Source organism: Enterococcus mundtii (assembly GCF_002813755.1).
Lineage (GTDB): Bacteria > Bacillota > Bacilli > Lactobacillales > Enterococcaceae > Enterococcus_B > Enterococcus_B mundtii.
In genome coordinates, this window is the sequence record NZ_CP018061.1 from 249,861 (window position 1) to 272,651 (window position 22,791).

The 22,791-nt window shown below is 41.1% G+C and carries 24 protein-coding genes; 23 read left to right on the forward strand and 1 reads right to left on the reverse strand.

All coding sequences use genetic code 11. The annotated features are described in order from the left end of the window. Nucleotides 1-253: 253 nt before the first annotated feature. From lysA to EM4838_RS01230, 12 genes are all read left to right on the forward strand, one after another. On the forward strand, nt 254-1,510 hold the full coding sequence (gene lysA, locus EM4838_RS01170) for a diaminopimelate decarboxylase (protein ID WP_019723557.1): 1,257 nt from the start codon (nt 254-256) through the stop codon (nt 1,508-1,510). Continuing rightward, complete coding sequence (gene dapF, locus EM4838_RS01175; RefSeq protein ID WP_019723556.1) at nt 1,497-2,303, forward strand: diaminopimelate epimerase; 807 nt, start codon at nt 1,497-1,499, stop codon at nt 2,301-2,303. Before lysA ends, dapF begins: the two co-directional genes overlap by 14 nt. Further along, entirely contained in the window at nt 2,300-3,181 is an 882-nt protein-coding gene (gene dapA / locus EM4838_RS01180) for a 4-hydroxy-tetrahydrodipicolinate synthase (RefSeq protein WP_019723555.1), read from the forward strand. Before dapF ends, dapA begins: the two co-directional genes overlap by 4 nt. Continuing rightward, nucleotides 3,178-3,897, forward strand: a complete 720-nt coding sequence (dapB, locus tag EM4838_RS01185; RefSeq protein ID WP_019723554.1) for a 4-hydroxy-tetrahydrodipicolinate reductase — start codon at nt 3,178-3,180, stop codon at nt 3,895-3,897. Before dapA ends, dapB begins: the two co-directional genes overlap by 4 nt. 1 nt (nt 3,898) lies before the next feature. Continuing rightward, nucleotides 3,899-4,594, forward strand: a complete 696-nt coding sequence (gene dapD, locus EM4838_RS01190; RefSeq protein ID WP_019723553.1) for a 2,3,4,5-tetrahydropyridine-2,6-dicarboxylate N-acetyltransferase — start codon at nt 3,899-3,901, stop codon at nt 4,592-4,594. Nucleotides 4,595-4,614: 20 nt separating this feature from the next. Next, a complete protein-coding gene (locus EM4838_RS01195; protein ID WP_023519099.1) occupies nt 4,615-5,610 on the forward strand; it encodes an aspartate-semialdehyde dehydrogenase in 996 nt (331 codons plus the stop codon). Then, on the forward strand, nt 5,607-6,956 hold the full coding sequence (locus EM4838_RS01200) for an aspartate kinase (RefSeq protein WP_023519100.1): 1,350 nt from the start codon (nt 5,607-5,609) through the stop codon (nt 6,954-6,956). Before EM4838_RS01195 ends, EM4838_RS01200 begins: the two co-directional genes overlap by 4 nt. Then, on the forward strand, nt 6,916-8,010 hold the full coding sequence (locus EM4838_RS01205; RefSeq protein WP_023519101.1) for an amidohydrolase: 1,095 nt from the start codon (nt 6,916-6,918) through the stop codon (nt 8,008-8,010). The genes EM4838_RS01200 and EM4838_RS01205 overlap by 41 nt, the downstream gene beginning before the upstream one ends. Nucleotides 8,011-8,045: 35 nt before the next feature. Continuing rightward, nucleotides 8,046-9,218, forward strand: coding sequence for a pyridoxal phosphate-dependent aminotransferase (locus EM4838_RS01210; protein WP_023519102.1), 1,173 nt, complete (start codon nt 8,046-8,048; stop codon nt 9,216-9,218). A 120-nt stretch (nt 9,219-9,338) separates the two neighbouring features. Then, nucleotides 9,339-10,718 carry an FAD-dependent oxidoreductase gene (locus EM4838_RS01215; protein ID WP_010736320.1) on the forward strand — a complete coding sequence of 460 codons (1,380 nt, stop codon included), beginning with the start codon at nt 9,339-9,341 and terminating at the stop codon, nt 10,716-10,718. A gap of 289 nt (nt 10,719-11,007) precedes the next feature. Next, on the forward strand, nt 11,008-11,289 hold the full coding sequence (locus EM4838_RS01220) for a hypothetical protein (protein WP_010736319.1): 282 nt from the start codon (nt 11,008-11,010) through the stop codon (nt 11,287-11,289). 383 nt (nt 11,290-11,672) lie between these two features. Beyond that, entirely contained in the window at nt 11,673-11,939 is a 267-nt protein-coding gene (locus EM4838_RS01230) for a hypothetical protein (RefSeq protein ID WP_019723856.1), read from the forward strand. Between the two features lie 129 nt (nt 11,940-12,068). On the opposite strand, the gene EM4838_RS01235 is transcribed toward EM4838_RS01230, so the two are convergent. Then, complete coding sequence (locus tag EM4838_RS01235) at nt 12,069-12,821, reverse strand: MurR/RpiR family transcriptional regulator (protein WP_010736317.1); 753 nt, start codon at nt 12,819-12,821, stop codon at nt 12,069-12,071. A gap of 155 nt (nt 12,822-12,976) precedes the next feature. Between EM4838_RS01235 and pfkB the strand changes: the two genes are divergently transcribed. The 11 genes from pfkB (at nt 12,977) to EM4838_RS01290 (ending at nt 22,705) form a co-directional block, all read left to right on the forward strand. Next, a complete protein-coding gene (gene pfkB / locus EM4838_RS01240) occupies nt 12,977-13,909 on the forward strand; it encodes a 1-phosphofructokinase (protein WP_023519103.1) in 933 nt (310 codons plus the stop codon). Beyond that, nucleotides 13,909-15,300 carry a PTS fructose transporter subunit IIC gene (locus tag EM4838_RS01245; protein WP_023519104.1) on the forward strand — a complete coding sequence of 464 codons (1,392 nt, stop codon included), beginning with the start codon at nt 13,909-13,911 and terminating at the stop codon, nt 15,298-15,300. Before pfkB ends, EM4838_RS01245 begins: the two co-directional genes overlap by 1 nt. A gap of 19 nt (nt 15,301-15,319) precedes the next feature. Further along, nucleotides 15,320-15,775: a fructose PTS transporter subunit IIA gene (locus tag EM4838_RS01250; RefSeq protein ID WP_062805688.1), complete on the forward strand. Its 456-nt coding sequence runs from the start codon at nt 15,320-15,322 to the stop codon at nt 15,773-15,775. After that, nucleotides 15,772-16,755 carry a tagatose-bisphosphate aldolase gene (lacD, locus tag EM4838_RS01255; RefSeq protein WP_071866695.1) on the forward strand — a complete coding sequence of 328 codons (984 nt, stop codon included), beginning with the start codon at nt 15,772-15,774 and terminating at the stop codon, nt 16,753-16,755. Before EM4838_RS01250 ends, lacD (EM4838_RS01255) begins: the two co-directional genes overlap by 4 nt. A 376-nt stretch (nt 16,756-17,131) precedes the next feature. Continuing rightward, nucleotides 17,132-17,875 (forward strand): GntR family transcriptional regulator, encoded by a 744-nt coding sequence (locus tag EM4838_RS01260; RefSeq protein WP_071866696.1) that lies wholly within the window; start codon nt 17,132-17,134, stop codon nt 17,873-17,875. 1 nt (nt 17,876) lies between these two features. Next, complete coding sequence (locus tag EM4838_RS01265) at nt 17,877-19,055, forward strand: SIS domain-containing protein (RefSeq protein WP_023519108.1); 1,179 nt, start codon at nt 17,877-17,879, stop codon at nt 19,053-19,055. Between the two features lie 20 nt (nt 19,056-19,075). Then, entirely contained in the window at nt 19,076-20,053 is a 978-nt protein-coding gene (lacD, locus tag EM4838_RS01270) for a tagatose-bisphosphate aldolase (protein ID WP_071866697.1), read from the forward strand. Between the two features lie 57 nt (nt 20,054-20,110). Further along, nucleotides 20,111-20,590, forward strand: a complete 480-nt coding sequence (locus EM4838_RS01275; protein ID WP_010736309.1) for a PTS sugar transporter subunit IIB — start codon at nt 20,111-20,113, stop codon at nt 20,588-20,590. A 13-nt stretch (nt 20,591-20,603) separates the two neighbouring features. Beyond that, nucleotides 20,604-21,494 carry a PTS mannose/fructose/sorbose/N-acetylgalactosamine transporter subunit IIC gene (locus EM4838_RS01280; protein ID WP_071866698.1) on the forward strand — a complete coding sequence of 297 codons (891 nt, stop codon included), beginning with the start codon at nt 20,604-20,606 and terminating at the stop codon, nt 21,492-21,494. Further along, nucleotides 21,481-22,290 (forward strand): PTS system mannose/fructose/sorbose family transporter subunit IID, encoded by an 810-nt coding sequence (locus EM4838_RS01285; protein ID WP_010736307.1) that lies wholly within the window; start codon nt 21,481-21,483, stop codon nt 22,288-22,290. Before EM4838_RS01280 ends, EM4838_RS01285 begins: the two co-directional genes overlap by 14 nt. A gap of 13 nt (nt 22,291-22,303) precedes the next feature. Further along, nucleotides 22,304-22,705 carry a PTS sugar transporter subunit IIA gene (locus EM4838_RS01290; RefSeq protein ID WP_023519111.1) on the forward strand — a complete coding sequence of 134 codons (402 nt, stop codon included), beginning with the start codon at nt 22,304-22,306 and terminating at the stop codon, nt 22,703-22,705. Nucleotides 22,706-22,791 lie beyond the last annotated feature (86 nt).

Below are 22,791 nucleotides of genomic sequence, written 5' to 3' on the forward strand. Positions count from 1 at the left end.
AAAACTGACCAATTTATTGGTCAGTTTTTTTGTCTATTTCTAAGAGAATTATGTGAAAATAAATAGTGGTTTTTTATTTTTTGTTTTCTGTATGCAATAAAATTGAAAAATTAAACATTTTTGCTGAAAATAGCGATTTAAACTAGACAATTCAAACAATTTTGTTTAATATTATTCAAATAAAATTCAAATTATAATCTAAGGATATTTCAATTTGATGAGAAAATAATTTTTTGAAAAGAGGGAAAAGAGAATGACAGAATTAACGATCGGCGAAATTCCAGTGAGTCAATTAGCAAATGAATATCAAACACCCCTATATGTGTATGATGAAAAAAAGATGGAAGAAACGATAAAGTCGTTTAAGCTGAACTTTGATTCTGATTCTTTTCAAACAAAGATCTTGTATGCGTCTAAAGCCTTTCAAACGGTAGAATTACTCCATCTAATTGCTGAACAAGGGTTAGGTCTAGATGTCGTAAGTGGTGGGGAGATTTATACCGCGTTACAAGCTGGATTTCCTTTAGAAGATATTTATTTCCATGGCAACAACAAAACGATTGATGAATTAAGATATGCCATTGAAAATGATATACGCCATTTTGTTGCAGATAATGGGATGGAAGTCGAAGTCTTGGAAGAGTTAAGCCGAGAATATCAGAAAAAGCTACAGATCATGTTGCGATTGAACGTAGGGATCGAAGCACATACCCATGAATACATCGTCACCGCACATATCGATTCAAAATTCGGCATGCTTTACGATAGCGATGTTTGCCAACAAGCGATTGCACGTATCCAACAAAGTGAATTTCTTAGATTGGAAGGCTTTCATGCCCACATCGGCTCACAAATCTTTGATATGACTGCTTGGCTGGCTGAGATCGACCAGCTGGTTACCTACCTTGAAGATTTTCAACAACCGCTTTCTTTAAATCTGGGAGGGGGCTTTGGTATCCGTTATACCGAAGCGGACACACCTTTACCAATTGCAGAATCAGTCAAACATCTGGTTACACACACAGAGCAGACGCTAGCTGACAGAAACTTAACGATCGATCGCTTATTGATTGAACCTGGGAGAAGTATCGTTGGTGAAGCCGGAACAACACTTTATACAGTCGGCTATATCAAAGAAACACCTCACAAGAAATATTATTTTGTGGATGGTGGGATGACAGATAATATTCGACCGGCACTTTATCAAGCTGAATATACCTGTGATTTGGCAAATAAACTAGACATTGAAAAAACAGAAAAAGTGACAGTTGCCGGAAAAATGTGTGAATCAGGAGACGTGGTGATCCAAGAAACACAGTTGCCTCCTGCAGAGCCAGGTGATCTTCTGGCAGTGTATGCCACAGGCGCCTACGGATATTCGATGAGTAGCAATTACAATCGTGCACTGCGACCAGCAGTTGTTTTTGTCAAAGATGGCGTGTCGAGAGAAGTCGTGCGTCGGCAAACTTATGCGGATCTATTGAGAGGAGAAGTCTATGCAGATTTATAAATATAATGGTTGTGGCAATGATTTTATTCTCTTAGATTACGATGAAACGATCGACTATAGTCATTTGGCTCAAAGCTTATGTGCACCCACGGCTTACGATACGGATGGATTGATTGCTGTTAAAACCGAACCTTTAGAAATGATCTACTACAATAAAGACGGTAGCCGTGCGCCGATGTGTGGCAATGGTATCCGTTGTTTTGCCAATTATGTCAGCGATCAACAATTACTTGAAGCGCCACAATTTGCGGTCAAAACGCTTGCTGGGATGATCCATGTGACAATCCATTCACGAAAGCCTTTTTATTGCACAGTCGACATGGGTTCGCCGGACTACCGACCAGAGAAAGTAGGCGTAGCGCAATCAACACCTATCATCAAACAAACGCTGACGATTGATGAGCGAAAGGTAGAGCTGACTAGTTTATTCATGGGGACGATCCATACAGTTGTTTTTGTTGAAGATGCGTTGGCTGAATTAACCAAAGAGACTGGAGAAAAACTCTGCCATCATCCCTTATTCAAAGAAAAAACAAACGTCAATTTTGTCCAATCTGTCAATGAAGAAGAATTGATCGTCCGCACGTATGAACGTGGGGTCGGTTGGACACTAGCTTGTGGTACAGGTTGTTGTGCAGCGTATGTCGTCGCAAGAGATCAAGGCTACCTTTCCGGCTTACAAGCGACGATTCATTTAGAGCAAGGCGATTTACTGATTTCTGGCGATAAAACGATCACGATGGCGGGACCAGCCACATATGAATGGCATAAAAATTTGGAGGTAGAGGCATGATCAAAGGTTCGATTGTCGCGTTAGTGACACCAATGACGGAAACAGGTGCAGTGGATTATCTAGGCTTGGAGCAGCTGATTGCGTTTCATCTGAAAGAACAAACAGACGGCTTACTGGTCCTTGGAACAACTGGGGAATCACCCACACTATCTGAGGAGGAAGAGGAAGAGATCGTACGATTCACCGTTGAAAAAGTCAATGGACGTATCCCAGTGATTGCTGGTGCAGGATCAAATGCAACGGCGAAAACGGTCAAGAAAGTCCAACGCTTTGCTGAACTTGGGGCAGACCAATTATTAGTGATCACCCCTTACTATAATAAAACGAGTGATGTAGGGTTACTGGCTCATTTTAAAGCGATCGCAGACGCTTCCTCGCTACCAATCATCTTATATAACGTACCGTCACGAACAGGGATGACGATTTCGTTACCTGTATTAACAGAACTAGCGAAGCATCCACGAATCATCGGCATCAAGGAAGCCTCTGGTGATATGTCCTATACAATGGAAGTGGCGCAACTGATTGATGAATCATTTGCACTATACAGTGGCAATGATGATTTGATTTTACCTATTCTAAGTATTGGTGGTATCGGTGTGATCAGTGTTTGGGCAAATATCCAGCCAAAAGTAGTCCATGAAGTAGTTCATGATTACTTAAACGGAAACAGTCCTTCAGCAAAAGAAAAACAATTGACTCATTTAGCGTTGATCAATGCCTTATTCAGTGAAACCAATCCAATTCCAGTGAAAGCAGCAATGAATCATTTAGGCTTACCTGCTGGACCATTAAGACTACCACTGATTGAATTAGGCGAGGAGAAAAAGCAACAACTTATCGCACTGTTAACAGAAAACGGAGGGGCAAGCACATGAATATAGGGATCATCGGAAGTGGAAAAATGGGTAAGCGAATTGCAGAAGTTACCGAAGAATATCAACATCAGCCATTGAGTTTGACCGAATCCTTACAAGCAACGGAGGAATTATCGTTTGATCAGACACCAGCAGTCATGATCGATTTTTCTCATCCAGCTGGTTTGGATAAAATCTTGCGATACAGCAAAGCTCACCAAGTCCCACTGGTGATTGGCACAACAGGCTATACCGAAGAGCAATTTGCTGAAATCGCCCAAGCAGCTCAAACGATCCCTGTACTCTACAGTGCTAATTTTTCATTAGGGATCATGGTGATGAATCGCTTGATCAAACAAGCAGCTAAAGACTTAGCCAGCTGGCAGATCGAATTAATCGAAAAACACCACAGCCAAAAAAAAGACGCACCTTCTGGCACAGCCAAGCGCTTAGTAGAAACACTACAATCTGTTCGAGAGCTGACGCCTGTCTATCAATGGGCGGACAAATCACGAGAAGACCAACAAATCGGTGTCCATAGCCTACGTGCAGGCTCTTTTCCAGGAGAACATGAAGTCCTTTTTGCAACCAAAGATGAAGTTCTTTCAGTGAAGCACGAAGCCTTTTCAAATCGAATTTTTGCAGAAGGGGCAGTTCAAGCAAGTATCTGGTTGGCCGAGCAGTCAGCCGGTTCATATCAATTAGAAGATTTATTTGAACCTAGAGGAGGAGCCTAAGTTGAATGCACAAGAAATCATTCGTTTTATTCAAACAGCAGAAAAAAAGACCCCAGTCAAAGTTTATTTAAATGTATCAGAACCTGTCGAGTTTCCGAATGCGAAAGTATTTGGTGAAGTGCATAGTCCAATCGTTTTTGGAGATTACAAAGACATCGCGCCGGTACTAGAAAAAGAAGCGGAAAAAATCTTAGCGATCGAACTAGAACAAACTGCTAGAAACAGTGCAGTTCCTTTACTGGATGTCAAAGACATCAACGCTCGCATCGAACCAGGCGCTGTCATTCGTGATCAAGTGACCATCGGCGATCAAGCAGTGATCATGATGGGCGCTGTGATCAACATCGGTGCTGAGATCGGGGATCATAGCATGATCGATATGGGAGCAATCCTAGGCGGACGTGCGACTGTCGGTAAGAATTGTCATATCGGTGCTGGAGCTGTGTTAGCTGGAGTCATCGAGCCAGCTTCCGCTCAACCAGTAGTGATCGAAGATGGTGTATTAGTTGGTGCGAATGCAGTGATCGTCGAAGGCGTTCGTGTTGGAAAGAATGCAGTCGTCGCAGCAGGTGCAGTCGTTTTAGAAGACGTTGCCCCTGAGACGGTCGTTGGTGGTACACCGGCACGTGTATTAAAAATAAAAGATGATCAAACCAAAGAAAATACCGCATTGATTGCAGCACTAAGAGAATTGTAGACAAAGAAAGGATGAAAAACATGCGCGAAATAGATACCTGTATTGTCGGAGCGACGGGATTAGTCGGTCAAACTATGTTAAGAGTATTAGAGGAGTACGATTTTCCAGTAGGAAAACTCAAGCTTTTAGCATCCAAACGCTCTGCGGGGAGTCTGTCTGTGTTTAAGGGAAAAGAGTATGTTGTCGAAGAACTGACTGAGACTTCTTTTTCTGGGTATGATTTGGCGCTTTTTTCAGCTGGAGCATCCGTGTCTCAAACATTTGGCCCAATTGCACGTCAAGCCGGCTTAGTAGTCATCGATAATTCTTCAGCGTGGCGAGAAGATCCTACGATCCCGTTGATCGTCCCTGAAGTAAATCTAGAGGATCATACGTTAGATCCATTGATTGCCAACCCAAATTGTTCGACGATCCAGTCCGTGTTACCACTGAAAGCACTACAGAATACCTTTGGTGTGACACGTGTCAATTACACGACGTATCAAGCTGTTTCAGGTTCAGGGCAACAGGGAATCGCTGATCTACAGGCGACAAAAAATGGTGAACCAGCAACTTTTTATCCCCATGACATCAGTCAAACGGTCATTCCAGAAATCGATCGCCCAATGGAAAATGGGTATACCAAAGAAGAACAAAAAATGATCAATGAAACGAAAAAAATCTTGCATCAACCAGATTTGCCTGTATCTGCGACTTGTGTCCGTGTACCGATTGAAAATGGCCATGGTGTCTCGATTGCTGTTGAGTTAGAAAAGGAATTTTCATTGGAACAAATCCGTGCTTGCTTCAGTCAGTTTCCAGGGATTTTGGTTGTCGATAACTTAGCAGAACACCAATATCCCACAAGTACATTAGCAAGAGGCACAGACCAAGTATACGTTGGGCGTATTCGTCGCGACCTCTCTGTTGAAAATGGCTTACTCTTTTACACCGTGGCTGACAATATTCGCAAAGGCGCTGCGGCTAACGCGGTGCAAATTGCTTTGGCGCTTCTACAAGAGGAGGTCCTTTCATGAAAGTCGCAAAATTTGGTGGAAGCTCGATGTCTCATGAAGAACAGTTCCGTAAAGTCCGTGAGATCGTGTTAGCTGATCCTAATCGAGAAGTCGTTGTCGTTTCCGCTTTAGGAAAAAGAACCGATGAAGACGATAAAGTGACCGATTTACTCTATTTGATCCATGCGTATCTTCAACATAAGGTTGATTGGACGCCACTATGGGAACGGATCACACAACGTTTTATTCAAGTTAGGGATCTTCTGTCACTCGACTTTCCGATTGAAAAAGAATTAACCACGATCGAAACACATCTAAAACAGGAAAAAGTGACGATCGATTATTTAGTCAGTCGTGGGGAGTATCTGACTGCGCAATTGATGGCGGAATATTTAGGGTATACCTTTGCAGACGCAAGTGAGCTGATCTACTTTGATTATGAAGGAGGCATCGACTTTCCGCGTACAGAGCAAGCAGTACGCGAGATGTACCAGAAACACCAAAAGTTGATCGTCCCAGGATTTTATGGTGCCAACCCAGCAGGAAAAGAAAAATTACTTGGTCGTGGGGGCAGTGATATTACCGGCTCCGTTTTAGCAAGTGCCTTACAGGCAGATCTTTATGAAAATTGGACGGATGTTTCAGGCATCATGATGGCAGACCCAAGAATCATTGACTCACCGAAAGTCATTGAAGAGATCTCTTTCCGTGAATTACGAGAAATGGCTTATATGGGTGCCAATGTCTTGCATGAATCCGCGATTTTTCCTGTACAAGAAGCTGATATCCCGATCCAAATCAAAAATACGAATCGACCGAATGATCATGGAACAAAAATCTCAAATCATGAAGTCGAAAAAGAAAATGGATTGACGGGGATTGCAGGAAGAAAAGACTTTCTTTCAATCACCTTGTTCAAACGACATATGTCAGACGAGATCGGTTTTATTTGGAAAGCCATGAGTATTTTTGCAAAACATGGCATCTCGATCGAGCATATCCCCTCTGGCATCGATAATATCGGTGTCGTCGTTTCGGCGGAATTGATCATGGATAAATTGTTTTTGATCACGAAAGAATTACGTGAGGAATTAGGCGTAGAGGAAATCGAGATCATCGAAGACTTGGCTTTGATTTCTGTTGTAGGTGGCCCACATAAGGAACCAATTGGACTTTCTGGAAAAGTATTATCGATTTTGAATGAGTTAGAAATCAGGACCTCGATTTTATCGCAAGGTGCGCAAGAGTTGAATTTGATCATCGGCGTACCCAATACACAATATGAAACCGTGGTAAAAGGAATCTATGAAGGGATGGTGAGGCGACATGTTGGCAACACACCGAATGGCGTTACATCAAATTCCTGAACTTGGCTTTCATGAATTTAAAACGAAAGAATACCTTTACGAACAAATCAAAAACTGTGGTGGCGTGATCCATGAAATCGATGAGACAGGCTTGTTGGTTTATTTTGATCAGCAACAAGACACAACGATTGCTTTTCGGACAGATATCGACGCGTTGCCCATCACTGAAGCCACAGGGTTACCTTTTGCGTCTACACACCCAGGATTCATGCACGCCTGCGGACATGATGGTCATATGGCAATGCTCTTAGGATTGACCGATTATATTGCTACGCACCGTCAAGAGATGCGGCACAATATCGTCTTGATTTTTCAACCCTCAGAAGAAATTGCTGGCGGGGCAGATAGTGTGATCCGTTCTGGGTGGTTGGAACATTACAAGGTACAGGCAATCTTTGGTTTTCATTTATGGCCAGGCTTGCCAGAAGGAAAAGTATTTTCACGACCAGGTGCGTTGATGGCGCAAAGTAGTGAAACAGATATCATCGTCCAAGGCAGATCTGCGCATATCGCCTCAAGCAGTCAAGGCATCGACAGTCTAGAAGCAGCTGTGCGTTTTATGAAACAAGTCTATGACTTTGATGAATCTCTGCCAGAAAACCTTGAACATCTCTTGAAATTTGGTCAGATTACAGGTGGGACGATCCGCAATGTCTTAGCCAATGAAGTCGTGATCTCAGGCAGCATTCGTTCATACAGTCGTAAGACCCAAACGGACTTAAAGATGCAACTAGCACGACTAGCAAAAGAATTCCAACAAACTTCCCCAGCGAAAATCTCATTTCGTTATAACGATGGGTATCCTGCTGTACGTAACGATGAACAGTTGTATGCAGCACTTGCCCACTCAGAGTTATTACATGAGTTGGCTGAGCCTGTCTTACAAGCAGAAGATTTTGGTGTTTATACGGAACACTATCCTTGTGTCTTTTTCTTCTTAGGTGTAGGTGATACACCAGCCCTGCATGATGCCACCTTTGATTTCGACATGGCTGTTTTAGAAAAAGGATTGGAATGGTACCAAACAATCCTTTACACCGAGGAACTTTTCTGAAAAAATAAGGATAGTAACCAAAAGGGGAGAAGTCTATGAATCTACACCATCGTTTTAATCCAAGGCTGGCTAAAATCGAAGTCTCGCAGATCCGTATGTTCGATCAGCAAATCTCAAGCATTCCGGGCATCATCAAATTGACATTAGGTGAGCCAGATTTTTCAACACCTGAAGCAGTCAAAGAAACAGGGATCACAGCCATCAAAGAAAACTATTCTCATTATACCGGGATGAGAGGTTTACCAGAATTATGTGAAGCAGCTTGTTTCTTCCAAAAAGAACGTTACGGTCTTTCTTATGATCCGCAAACGGAAGTACTAACAACGATCGGTGCCACAGAAGCGATCGCGACAGCTTTATTAGCGGTCTTAGAAGAAGGGGATAAAGTATTGATCCCAGCACCTGCATATCCCGGCTATCAACCAATTGTTGATCTAGCAGGCGCCGAATTGATCACGATCGATACATCAGACACTGGCTTTATTTGTCAGCCAGAACAACTAGAAGAGGCGTTTGCCAAATACGGAGACGAAATCAAAGCAGTGATTTTGAATTACCCAAGTAATCCAACGGGAACATTGTTATCTGCGGAGCAAATGAGCAAACTTGCAGAAGTTTTAAGCCAGCACCCAGTCTTTGTCATCAGTGACGAAGTTTACTCGGAGTTGAACTACGTGGGAGATCATGTCTCGATGGCTACGTACTTGCCTGAACAAACGATCGTCGTGAATGGACTCTCTAAATCTCATGCCATGACTGGTTGGCGCATTGGGTTTCTCTTTGCTCAAAAACCAGTGATCGATGAATTGATCAAGGTCCACCAATATTTAGTTACTTCTGCCACAACGATTTCTCAAAAAGCTGCGGTCGAAGCCTTGACAACGAGTATGGACGAAGGGGAAAAAATGAAGGCCCGCTACGTCGAACGCCGAGATTATCTATTGCCGCAACTTACGGAATTAGGTTTTCAAATCTCTCAACCTGATGGTGCGTTTTATTTGTTCTGTCGCTTACCAGAAACAATCCAGATGAATTCGTGGGATTTTTGTTTAGCACTCGCAGAACAAGGTAAGGTTGCCTGTATCCCTGGCTCAGCTTTTGGACCGGAAGGTGAAGGATTTATCCGAATCTCTTATGCAAGTGGGATGGATGACCTACAAGAAGCGTGTAAACGTATCGGCACATTTTTAGCACAATTAAAAAAATAATATTAAAATAACTAATAAAATTTTTAGGCAAGCCTTTTCATTTGCATTATTATTCTTAGAATGATATCGTAAAATTGTTTAGAATGATTCTAAACAATTGTTATGAGGAGGGTTTTGTCAATGGAAAAAACGAAAGTAATTATTGTCGGTGCATCACATGGAGGGCATCAATCCATTTTAGAATTACTATCTAGATACGGAGAAAATGTGGATATCACCTTGTTTGAAGCAGGCGACTATGTTTCATTTATGTCATGCGGCATGGAATTATATTTAGAGGATCAAGTCACTAGTGTGAATGATGTCCGTAATTTCAGACCGGAAAACTTTCCGCAACCAAATGTGGCGATATTAAATAACCACGAAGTAAACACAATCAATGCAGATAAAAAAACAGTTACAGTTACACGTAAAGAAGATGGACATACAGAAGAGTATGCTTACGATAAATTGATTTTGAGTTCAGGTGTTAAACCAAACTCATTACCTGTTCCAGGAACAGACTTAGAAAATGTATATTTGATGCGTGGCTATAATTGGGCAACGAAAATCAAAGAACGCATGACAGACCCAGCAGTGAAAAAAGTAGCTGTGATCGGTTCAGGTTACATCGGGATCGAAGCAGCAGAAGTTTTCTTGAATGCAGGGAAAGAAGTAACGTTATTAGATATGATCGATCGTCCTTTAGGTACTTACTTAGATAAGGAAATGACAGATATCTTAGAAGCGCACTTAAAAGAAAAAGGCATGAACATCAAAACTGGCGTGAATATCAAAGCCTTCACAGGTGACGGTAAAGTCGCAGCCATCGAAACAGACAGTGGCACGATCGAAACAGATTTGATCATCCAAGCTGCCGGTGTCAAACCGAATACCGAATGGTTGAAAGGCATCGTTGATTTAGATGAACGTGGCTGGATCATCACAGATGAATACCTACAAACAAACTTACCTGATGTTTATGCAGTAGGAGATGCAACACTTGCTTATTCGATCCCAGCAGGCAAAAAAGTGCCGATCGCATTAGCAACAGTTGCACGTCGAGAAGCACGCTATGTCGTTCAACACTTATTTGAACAAACACCAAGCAAACCATTTGGTGGCTTAGTCGGCTCATCTGCGTTACGTGTGTTTGACTATCATTTTGCTGCAAGTGGCTTGAACAGCTTCACAGCTGATCGCGCTGGCGTAGCCATCAAAACAGCCTTCTATGAAGATACGATCCGTCCAAAATTCGTACCAGAAGAATTTGGGAACGGAAAAGCAGCTGTACAATTAGCCTATGATCCATTTACGCACCAATTGCTAGGTGGCGCTGTTTTATCAACGAAGGACATCACTGCACAAGGCAATGTCTTAGCACTAGCAATCCAACAAAAATTAACGATCGAAGACTTGGCAGAAGCAGATTTCTTCTTCCAACCAGGACACGACCGTCAATGGAGCTTACTAAACTTAGCGGCACAACAAGCACTAGGTGAAGAGCCATTTGTGGAGTAAAAACTAAATTTAAGTAATAGTAAATACGGAATAACAGGTGGATGGAAACATTCAGCCTGTTGTTCCGTTTTTTTATTTATTCGTAAGAGTTGTTTGGGTTGAAGGGAAATGTTGACGATTATGCTGTTAAAACAGCTTTTTAGGAATGTAATAATTTTTTTTGATATTTTTTGATATGATTAAGATGGAAGTTATTTTAATTTGTTAAAGTAATATTTTAGTGCTTTACGTATATATATTTGTAGAGAGGGATCGGTTACTATTTATACATAGAATGGAGAGATGAAAGATGACCTACATTCGAATATTCAAAATAATCCAACTGGTTTTATTGGCGCTAAGCATCTATTTTGCTGCAATGAAAAATACGATCTATACCATACTGATTATGCTATCACTATTTATTGAATATACCCAATCCGAGCAACCTAAAACTCCTTACAAATCGGGAAAAAATTCAATCTATCTACCGAATCAAACATCTAGAACGGAAGTGGTGTTTGCGCTGATTCCCACGATTTTAGTTCTTATGATTTGCTCCATTTTGGAATTAGAATTGTATCATTTTTAGTAACAGGAATAATTTGAACCACATCTATTTAGTTAGTAATAAAAATGAATACATAAAAGTATCGATCGTATGAGAATTTTAGAGAAGGTGAACCGAGTGAGTCAAATAATTGTTCTCACCTCCTATCTAGTGATTGGGAACAAAAATAAAATTCATTTTTGTTTCTAACCTTAAACTTAATAAACGGTGTTCCAGAAGTAACTCCTTCAGAAATAAGCCGAGAAATCCAAAAATTTGAAGAACAATTTTCGTTTTTCTCGGCTTATTTCTCGGAGCTAGACACTTCTGTCACAACCTCATGGAGGTATAAAAATAATAGAAAATAGTTAGAAAACAGGACAGAAAATCTACAAATAAAAGAAGAATAGAATGGAGAGATAACAATGACCTACGCTAGAATACTCAAAGGGACTAGTTTAATTTTATTAGCTTCAAGTATTTATTTTGCGGCCCAGCAAAATACTATTTACTTCACACTGATTTTATTATCAATACTTATTGAGTCTGCTCAACCCAACCGCCCTAAAATTCCTTATCAATCGGAACGAAAAGCCATCTATCTACCGAATCAAACATATGGAACGGAAGTGAAGGTTGAATTTGTTTTGACAGTTGTAGTTTCGATTATTTGTTTTGTTTTGGCATTATGACAAGACATGAATGTAGATGAACGTCATGAATCAAACGTAAATAAAATTGAATGAACTCTTTCGTAAAGAAGCACCAATCACCGAAAAAACTTCACATTTTCGGTGATTGATGCTTCTTATACTTGTTCCTCAATCCCCCTTCTTCACCCGTATCGCATACGAATCCAGCAAGATCCGCGCAATCACAGAAAGTGGCAGGCGAGAGCGGACTTCATATTCAGGGAAAAAAGAGATTTCGGATTTGAAGCCGATCAAAGATAATTCTGCTAATCGGTTCAAGCGACTTTCCCGTGATGCGGTGATCAGGATCGAACTGATTTCCTCGCGGTAGCAATTCTCCGCTGCTGCTACGAGTTCTTCTGTTTCACCGTTTAAGGAAATAAAAAGAACGACATCTTTTTTGTGCAATTTGCGACTAACGGTTTTGATGATATTTGGATCGGTATGAAGGACACAATACTTATCGAGTAGTTGGAATTTTGTTTGTATTTCTTCTCCAATCATTTCTGAAAATCCTCTGGCAAAGATAATGATTCTTTGTGAACTCCAGATTTTTTGAATCGCATCTTCGATTACCCCTGTATCCAATAGATTGATGGTACGCACGACTTCCTGTTCGTTTTTTAGAATGGAGGTTTTTATTTCTTCATCTACTTTATCGACCGTAGCAAAATTGATGGTGGTATTCTTCTTTTCCTTTAAATGATGCTTAAAAGAAGTATAGCCTTCGTACCCTTTTTTCTTCATGGTACGAACGATGGTCGTGGTGGATACGTTGGCTCGTTCGCTTAGTTTGATAATTGATAGATTTGGGATTTCTTGGATGTGATTCATCATATACTCCCATAAAAAATGTTCTGCCTCGCTTAATTTAGTTTCCATTTAGTCCTCCCCCTTTTCTTTTTATTCTACCATTGATGTAAACCCTTACTTAGATGAGTTTTATTTTGTAAACATTTACCTAAAATTTTGCTTATTTAGAAAACATGTACATCCAAAAACAGGCCATACTGTAGATAAAGTGAGGAGGGATACAGGTGGCTAACGTATATACATGTACGATGAATCTGGCGATTGATCTGTTTATTGAAGTGGCACAACTCAAACCGAATGTCGTGAACCGCTCAATCGATGATGATATCCAAGCAAATGGGAAAGGTGTCAATGTTTCATTGATTTTAAAAAAACTCGGGATACCAAATACTGCATTGGGCTTTAGCGGAGGATTTACTGGGGCTTATATTGAGGAATGCTTGACGAAGGAAGGAATCGACGCTCATTTTGTTTCTATACCCGGAATGACTCGCATCAACGTATTTACACAAGTGAATGAGGAATCAAGTGAATATAAATTGGTCAATCGTGGACCAGAAATCGACCAGTTAGCGATGGAAGAATTGCTTGAGACAATCAGTCATTTGTCAGCTGGAGATTATCTTTGTGTTTCTGGGAGTCTGCCAAGAGGTGTACCAGAAGAAATCTTAGTAATGATCAGTAAAATCTGTCATGAGAATCAAGTGCGCTTGATCTTAGATACGAGTGCTAAAATCGTTAAACGATGTCTAAAGTATCAACCATTTTTACTAAAACCGAATGAGCAGGAATTGGCAGAATGGTTTGATGAAGAAATAGCAGAAACGGAATATGTAAACTATTGCAAGAAACTATTAGCCGCAGGTGCACAAAATGTATTGCTGTCATTAGGTGGAGCGGGTGGGATCTATGTGAACGAAAACTATTGTTTGACAGGAAACGCCCCGCAAGGAAAAGTCGTTAATACCGCTTGCGCCGGGGATACACTCCTAGCCACTTTTCTGGCAGGATTGATCAAAGAAGAAAATAGTGCGGATTGTTTCAAGGACAGTTTAGCTGCGGGTAGCTCGACTGCGTTTCAAAAAGGATTGACTGATTTTACCGATGTCGCAGAGTTGAAAAAACAAATCACCATTCATAAGGAGGAATTCAGATAATGGCTAAGTATCGATTAATTGCTGCAACTGGTTGTCCCACAGGTATCGCCCACACGTATATGGCACAAGAAGCACTGGAACAGGCAGCAAAGAAAAAAGGCATTACGATCAAGGTGGAGACCCATGGACAAGTAGGGGTAGAAAATCGTTTGACAGATCAAGAAATCATTGAAGCGGAAGCAGTGATTATTGCGGCGGATAAAGATGTTCAGCCTGAAAGATTTGCCGGGAAACGGATCATTGATGTTTCTGTTTCGAAAGGGATCAAAGAAGCCGATCAATTGATTGCTGCGGCTTTAAACGGTGAAGGAGTGATTTCTGAAAAAATCGAAATGGCAGAAGGAGATAAGGAAAAACAACATGCACAACAGAGTGTTGGTCACAGCATCTATAAGAACTTGATGAATGGTGTTTCCCACATGTTGCCTTTTGTTGTCAGTGGGGGAGTCTTGATCGCCATTTCTTTTTTATGGGGGATTTATTCTGCCGATCCTGCCAATGCGCAATACAATGAATTTGCTGCGAGTTTGAATCGAATCGGTGGTTTTGCAATGAGTATGATGGTGCCGGTCCTTTCCGCGTTTATTGCTGAAGGAATTGCAAAACGTCCTGGATTGGTTGTGGGGTTTGTCGGCGGATTGATTGCCTCAGATGGTGGTACAGGTTTTTTAGGTGGAATTATCTCAGGTTTCTTGGCAGGATATGTGGTGTTGGGATTAATAAAAGCGTTACAACCTTTGCCTAAAACACTAGATGGTTTAAAGGCAATTTTCTTATATCCCGTACTAGGGGTGTTGATTACTGGATTGATCATGACAGTCATTTCAGGACCGATGGCTAGTATCAATGAAGGAATGATGGATTTTCTAGCAGGGTTTGAAAACTCAAGTCCTTTAGTATTAGGGGTGATCGTCGGTTGTATGTGCGCATTCGATATGGGGGGGCCGATCAATAAAGCAGCCTACGTTACTGGAACTGCCCTGTTAGCACAAGGAAATACTAGCTTTATGGCGGGAGTTTCTGCAGCCTGTATTGCTCCGCCGTTGATTACTGGCTTTGCGGTCTTGCTTTTTGGGAAATACTTCGAGCCAAACGAAAAGAATGCTGGTCTAGTGAATATCATTCTAGGCTCAACACATATTACGGAAGGTGCGATTCCTTTTGCAGCAAAAGATCCGCTTCGTGTCTTGCCAATCATGATGCTTGGTTCGTCGATCGCCGCTGTATTGACCTATTTCTTTCGCGTGCAAGTACCAGCACCCCATGGCGGATTTCTCGTTTTACCAGTAGTGACGCATGGCTTACTTTGGATTCTTGCGATTCTTGCTGGTTCTATTGTAGGGGGAGTATTACTAGGCTTGGTTCAAAAAAGAAAGTCACTGAGTGTGTGAAAGGGAGAGGATTCATTTGATGGAAAATTTATTTGTTTATACCAATGTGGCGGCGAATACTCGTGAAGCGGTGTTTGCGTTTCTTTCAACAAAAATCGTTGAGGTAGGTAAAGCGACCAATGAACAGGCGGTCGAAATCGGCTTGAAACAACGCGAAGCAGAAGGTACGACTGGTATGATGGATGGCTTTGCGATCCCTCATGCGAAAAGTGAAAGTATAGAAGAACCAACGATCATTATTTTGAAATTAACGAATGCAGTCGCCTGGGATAGTTTAGACGGTCAACCGATCAAGTATGTGATTGCGTTGTTTATTCCAGCTGCAGAAGCAGGAACCAGTCATTTGGCGCTTCTTTCACAAATGGCACGAATGTTGATGGATGAAGGCTTTAAACAAGCATTTATCACTGCTTCCACTCAAGAAGAAATTGTTGGCTTGATTGATTCTAAGTTAGAAGGGATGTTGAAAAAATGAGGAAAGTATCAGAGGGGAAATACCAAGCATTGGTAAACATGAGTAATCCAGACGGGATCATCGGGGCTTTAGCGATTGACCAAAGAGGCGCATTGAAAAAAATGATGGCGAGACATCAAGAGGAGGTCAAAGTGGATGATTTGATCCATTTCAAAGAACTCGTGTCCGAAGAATTGACACCTTTTGCTTCTTCGATTCTTTTAGATCCAGAATATGGGTTGCCCGCTGCTGAAAAACGCGCTAAGACAGCTGGACTATTGTTGGCTTATGAGAAAACAGGATATGATACAACGATACCTGGACGTTTGCCAGATACCTTAGCTTTTTGGTCAGCCAAAAGACTAAAGGAAGCTGGAGCAGATGGCTGCAAATTCTTGCTTTACTATGATGTAGACGAAAGCGAAGAAGTCAATGAACGGAAACAGGCATATGTAGAAAGAATCGGTTCAGAATGTCTGGCGGAAGATCTTCCTTTCTTTTTAGAATTGCTATCTTATGATGCAACGATCCCAGATACGACCTCCAAAGAATATGCCAAGATCAAACCGAAAAAAGTCATTGAAATGATGAAGATTTTCTCAGAGCCGAGGTTCAACGTAGATGTCTTGAAGGTAGAAGTACCTGTCAATATGACTTATGTTGAAGGTTTTGGAAAAGAAATCATTTATTCCAAGCAAGAAGCATCCGCTTTGTTTATCGAGCAAAGCCAAGCCACTGACTTACCGTTTATTTTTCTGAGTGCAGGTGTCAGTGCCGAAGGATTCCAAGAAACGTTGCATTTTGCCAAAAACGCTGGCTCTTCGTTCAATGGCGTTTTATGTGGGCGAGCTACATGGGCAGATGGTGTGGCACCTTTTGTGGATCAAGGGAGACAGGCAGCAATAAAATGGCTAGCTGAACAAGGGAGAAACAACATTGAGGAATTAAATGTAGTATTGAGGAAGACAGCTTCTTCTTGGCAAAATAAGATTAGTCGCTAGTTGATTAGTCATCTTGAAATAGCAAAAGAGAAACACTTTGAGCGCCTAGACGTGGGAAATGAAGTGTTTCTTTTTTTTTGTTATTTTTCATTGGAATTTAGCGGAATGCAAGAAAAAGAACCGTTGGATTTGTTCATTATTTTATAAATTTTCTAGGATAAACAAGCTTTTTAAGGCTAAGCCTTATGCTTCTTTTTATGAAGTTTATGCTGTTTTTTTATTTTAAGTGGTATTTTCGAGGTATTTAAAATGTTTTTATATATAGTTGGTGAAAACGTTGTTATATAGCGGTTTTTAAGCGATTTTTATGTTGACAGGTAGTTATTATTACTTTACGATTGTCTTGTGGTTATAACCAGTTGGAAGGGGTAAAGAAATGGAAAATTCTCGTAAAGGGAAACCGTTATATTATCAACTAGTTGATGTACTAAAGAAACGAATTGAAGCAGAAATGATCCCGCATGATAAATTGCTGTCTGAGAGGGAGTTATGTCTGTACTATGGTGTGAGTCGGACGACGGTTCGATTAGCATTGCAGGAATTAGAAACACTTGGCTATATTTATAAAAAACATGGAAAAGGCACGTTTGTCAGTGACTTATCGCATCAAGCAGCGAGTTTAGCAGGTGCTTACAGCTTCACAGAAGAAATGTTGGCATTGGGGCGTACACCGAAAACGATTATTTTAGCTTTTGAAAAACAAGCAGCGACAAAGCAGTTGGCTGAACGATTGAATCTCAATCTAGGAGAAGCAATCTTCAAAATCAAGCGGCTACGTTTAGCGGATGATGTCCCTTTGATGGTTGAACGGTCTTATTTACCAGCAAAACTGTTTCTTGGCCTTGATTTGCCGATTTTGGAAAGCAAGCCTTTGTATGATGTTTTTCTAAAAGATTTTGATCAACATGTCCAAGTGGCAGAAGAAGAATTCTATGCCAGTATTGTTTACGCAAATGATGCCGAATTACTGCATATATGCGATGGGGCACCAATTTTACATTTGAAACGGACGACCTTCAATAGCAAAAACGAGATCATCGAATACACAGATAGTGTCGCCAGAGCAGACCAATTCCATTATAAGATCCGTCATGTTCGGAGTAATCTAGGAGGAAAATAACATGTTTGAACTGTCGAAGGATGAATTAGAAAAAATAGGTGCAAGGATCACTACAGAAGAAATCAAACAACAACCAGATCTGTGGGAAGAGGTTGTGGAAATCTTAGAAGAGAAGAAAAATGAATTAGCCCTTTTCTTTGATGCACTTGAAAAACAGGCAAACAAGCAACAAATCCAAGTCATCTTTACCGGTGCAGGCTCTTCTCAATATGTAGGCGATACGCTTGTTCCTTACTTGAATGAGCATGGAGACACCAAACGGTTTGCTTTTCATAGTTTTGGTACGACCGATATTGTTGCTTCTCCAAGAGAGTATTTGTTTCCTGATCAACCCACGTTATTGATTTCGTTTGCTAGAAGTGGCAATAGTCCGGAAAGTCTGGCAGCAGTCAAAATTGCCGATCAAGTTGTGGATACGTTGTTCCATTTAGTGATTACGTGTGCAGAAGAAGGAAAATTAGCACAAGTCTCACGTAAACAATCGCAACATTTCTTGTTGTTGATGCCAAAAAAAGCAAATGACGCTGGCTTTGCCATGACAGGTAGCTTTACATGTATGCTATTGAGTGCCCTTTGGCTGTTTGATCAAACGAACCAAGAAACAAAACAAAAGTATGTCACATCCTTGAGCCATATCGGCAAAGATGTTCTGAAAAGAGAGCAAGAACTGATCCAAGTGTTAGCAGTACCATTCAATCGGGTTGCATATCTTGGCTCAGGTAGCTTGGCTGGTGCCACAAGGGAAGCACAGCTGAAAATCTTAGAGTTGACGGCTGGGAAAATCGCGACGATCTTTGATTCTTCGATGGGTTTCCGTCATGGACCAAAATCCTTTATCAATGAGCAAACTTTAGTGATCGGGTTTGTGACGAACCAAGCGTACACACGCAACTATGATTTAGATATTTTGGAAGAAATCAATGGCAATGCTATTGCTGCAAAGGTGTTAGCCATTGCTCAATCGACGCAAAGAGACTTTTCTGGAGCAAACTTTTTCCTAGAACCAGCCGCGCTAGAATTACCCGATGCCTATCTATCCGTAGTGATGATTTTGACCGCACAAATCATTGCTCTTCAGATGTCGATCAAAGTTGGTAATACGCCTGACACACCTTCACCGACAGGAACGGTGAATCGAGTAGTCAAAGGTGTGACGATCCATGAGTACCAAAATGAATAACAAGGAGGTCAATAAAAACGATGACACCAAATAAGAAAAAAGCGATGGAACAATTAGCAACAAAAGACGGCATCATCAGTGCATTAGCAATCGATCAGCGGGGAGCATTGAAGAAAATGCTGTCGGCTTTAGGAGAAACACCCACAGATGAACAATTGATTGAGTTCAAAGCGTTGGTTTCTAGTGAGTTGACGCCCTATGCTTCAGCTATTTTATTAGATCCTGAATATGGTTTGCCCGCTGCCAAAGTACGTGATCAATCCGCTGGTTTGCTCTTGGCGTATGAAAAAACGGGATATGATGTATCGACTCCTGGACGGTTACCGGATCTATTAGGAGACTGGTCTTCCTTGAGATTAAAAGAAGAACAAGCAGATGCAGTGAAATTTTTACTTTATTATGACGTTGATGAAGATCCAAAAATCAATCATTTGAAACACGTCTTTATTGAACGTCTAGGAAGTGAATGCGCAGGAGAGGATCGACCGTTTTATTTAGAACTGCTATCTTATGATGCGAAAATAAATGATAGCGCTTTACGTGAGTATGCAAAGGTCAAACCGCATAAAGTGATTGAAATGATGAGAGAATTTTCCAATCCTCGTTACCAAGTAGATGTTTTGAAAGTCGAAGTACCAGTCAATATGAACTTTGTCGAAGGTTTTGGTGACAAGGAAATCGTCTATAGTCAAAAAGAAGCAGCTGACTTTTTCAAGGCGCAAAGCGAGGCGACTCACTTGCCATTCATTTTCTTGAGTGCGGGTGTATGTTCTGAATTATTCCAACAAACGCTAGTCTTTGCTCATGAGTCAGGTTCCACCTTCAATGGTGTCTTGTGCGGAAGAGCGACTTGGAAAGATGGCGTCAAAGCTTATGTAGATGCTGGGAAAGAAGGAGCCGTCAAATGGTTACGGACACAAGGTAGACAGAATATTGAGAACTTGAATCAAGTAATCAATCAGACAGCGACACCTTGGTATCAAAAAACAGGTGAATAATGTAAGCGTTACCTTTAGTTTTAGAATGAACAATTTATTTGTAAAGGAGAATGAACAATGGCAATTATTGGTGTAAGAATCGATGGACGTTTGATCCATGGGCAAGTCGCGAATCTTTGGGTAACGAAGTTGTCGATTACTCGGATATTAGTTGTAGATGATGAGGTCGCAATGAATACAGTAGAAAAAAGTGGCTTGAAATTAGCCACACCAGCAGGAGTAAAGTTAAGTGTCTTACCGATTGAAAAAGCCGCAGAGAATATTCTCGCTGGGAAATATGACTCCCAACGCTTACTGATCGTCGCAAAAAAACCTGATCGATTATTGAAACTTGTTGAACGAGGCGTGCCGATCAAGGAAGTCAATGTAGGGAATATGTCTCAGACAAATGAAACCAGATCAATCACCAAATCGATTAATGTGGTGGAAAAGGATATTGAGGATTTCAAACAGTTAAATGCGCGTGGGGTCCATTTGACCGCACAAATGGTACCAAGTGATAAGTCAGAAGATTTTATGAGTCTTTTGAATAAATAAGGGGGTTAAGTAGATGTCCATTCAATGGTGGCAAATCTTATTATTATCTTTATATGCAGGTTATCAGATTTTAGATGAACTACAAATTTATTCCTCAATGAGTGCCCCCGTTTTTGCCGGTTTGTTCACCGGATTAGTCATGGGGGATTTACAAGCTGGATTGATCATCGGTGGTAGTATGCAATTGACCGTTCTAGGTGTTGGGACATTTGGCGGTGCTTCAAGGATCGATGCAAACTCCGGAACGATACTAGCGACTGCTTTTTCCATCTCATTAGGGATGAATCCAGAACAGGCAATTGCAGCTATTGCAGTTCCTGTCGCTAGTTTAATGATCCAATTGGATATTTTAGCTCGATTTGCGAATACGTACTTCGCTCATCGTATCGACCAACATGTCGAAACAATGAATTATAAAGCAATTGAACGCAATTATTTATTAGGTGCTCTTCCTTGGTCCTTGTCACGTTTGATCCCCGTCTTTTTAGCCTTAGCATTTGGTGGCGTACTAGTCGAAAACGTCGTCGCTGTGCTAAATGGCGATTTGAAATGGTTAGGAGATGGCTTATCTGTCGCAGGAGCCGTTTTACCAGCAGTCGGTTTTGCTATTTTACTACGTTATTTACCAGTCAAGAAACATTTTCCTTATCTGATTTTAGGTTTTACGATCACTGCTTTATTAGCAACGTTGTTCTCAAATGTCCAGTTGCTTGGCACGAGTGTCGCAAGTGTCGTCAAAGATTTGCCAGCAACCTTCAATTCATTACCGATGTTGGCAGTAGCAATGATCGGTTTCTCTTTAGCAGCGATCAGCTATAAAAACAATCAACGAACAGAAAACCAGCAAGTAGCAAGTCCCCATACAACCTCTGAGGAAGGAGAAATCGAAGATGACGAAATCTAATTACAAGTTAACGAAAGAAGACTTTACACAAATCAACCGCCGAAGCTTGTTGACCTTCCAATTAGGCTGGAATTATGAGCGGATGCAAGGTTCAGGCTATCTCTATACGATCCTGCCACAATTGCGAAAAATCTACGGAGATGATACGCCGGAATTAAAAGAAATAATGAAGACTCATACACAATTTTTTAATACCTCTAACTTTTTCAACACGATCATTACCGGGATCGATTTAGCAATTGAAGAAAAAGAGGGCATTGCTGCAAAAGAAACTGTCTCTGGGATGAAAGCTGGATTGATGGGACCTTTCGCCGCAATTGGCGATTCCATTTTCGCCGCATTGATCCCGACCATTTTTGGGGCATTAGCCGCAAATATGGCGATCAATGGGAACCCCGCGGGTATTTTTATCTGGATAGTAGCACAAATCGCAGTCATGGTCTTTCGTTGGAAACAATTGCAATTTGCTTACAAAGAAGGGATTTCTTTAGTGACCACGATGCAATCACGATTAACAGCGCTCACAGATGCCGCAACCTTGTTAGGGGTGTTTATGGTAGGTGCATTAGTTGCTACAATGGTGAATGTGAAAGTTTCCTGGGCGCCGAGCATTGGTGATGTGACGATGAACATGCAAAATAATATTGATATGATCCTTCCTAAACTATTACCAGCAGCGATCGTTGGCGGTGTCTATTGGTTATTAGGCAAAAAGAATATGACATCAACAAGAGCAATTTTTATCGTCTTGATTATCTGTGTCGTTTTATCCGCTTTAGGTGTGATCTCAAAATAGGAGGGTGTTGAAAATGAGCAAACAGTTAGTTCTTGTCAGTCACGGACAACTTTGTGAAGGACTAAAGGCAAGTACCGAAATGATCATGGGGCCGCAAGCTCATATTCATACAGTGCCTTTATTGCCGGAAGAAGGAACAGAGGATTTCAAAGAAAAATTTCTTGCGGTGGTTTCTTCGTTGGAAGACTATGTTGTCTTTTGTGATTTGATGGGCGGGACGCCAGCCAATAGTATTGTCCAATTGATCATGGAAGGCGAAGCGATCGAATTATATGCGGGCATGAATATGCCAATGGTCATCGAGTTTATCAATAGTCAAATGGTTGGATCGGCGCCGGAATATGTTCGCTCTGGTGCAGAGAATATTTTGAATGTGAACCAAGTGATTGTTGCATTGGCTGAAGATGACGAATAAATCAATGTTTGACAACGTTTACAAAAAATAGTATCTTTTTAGATAGGATAGTGATTATTCAGTTAAGCTAGACCTGATCAACGGCC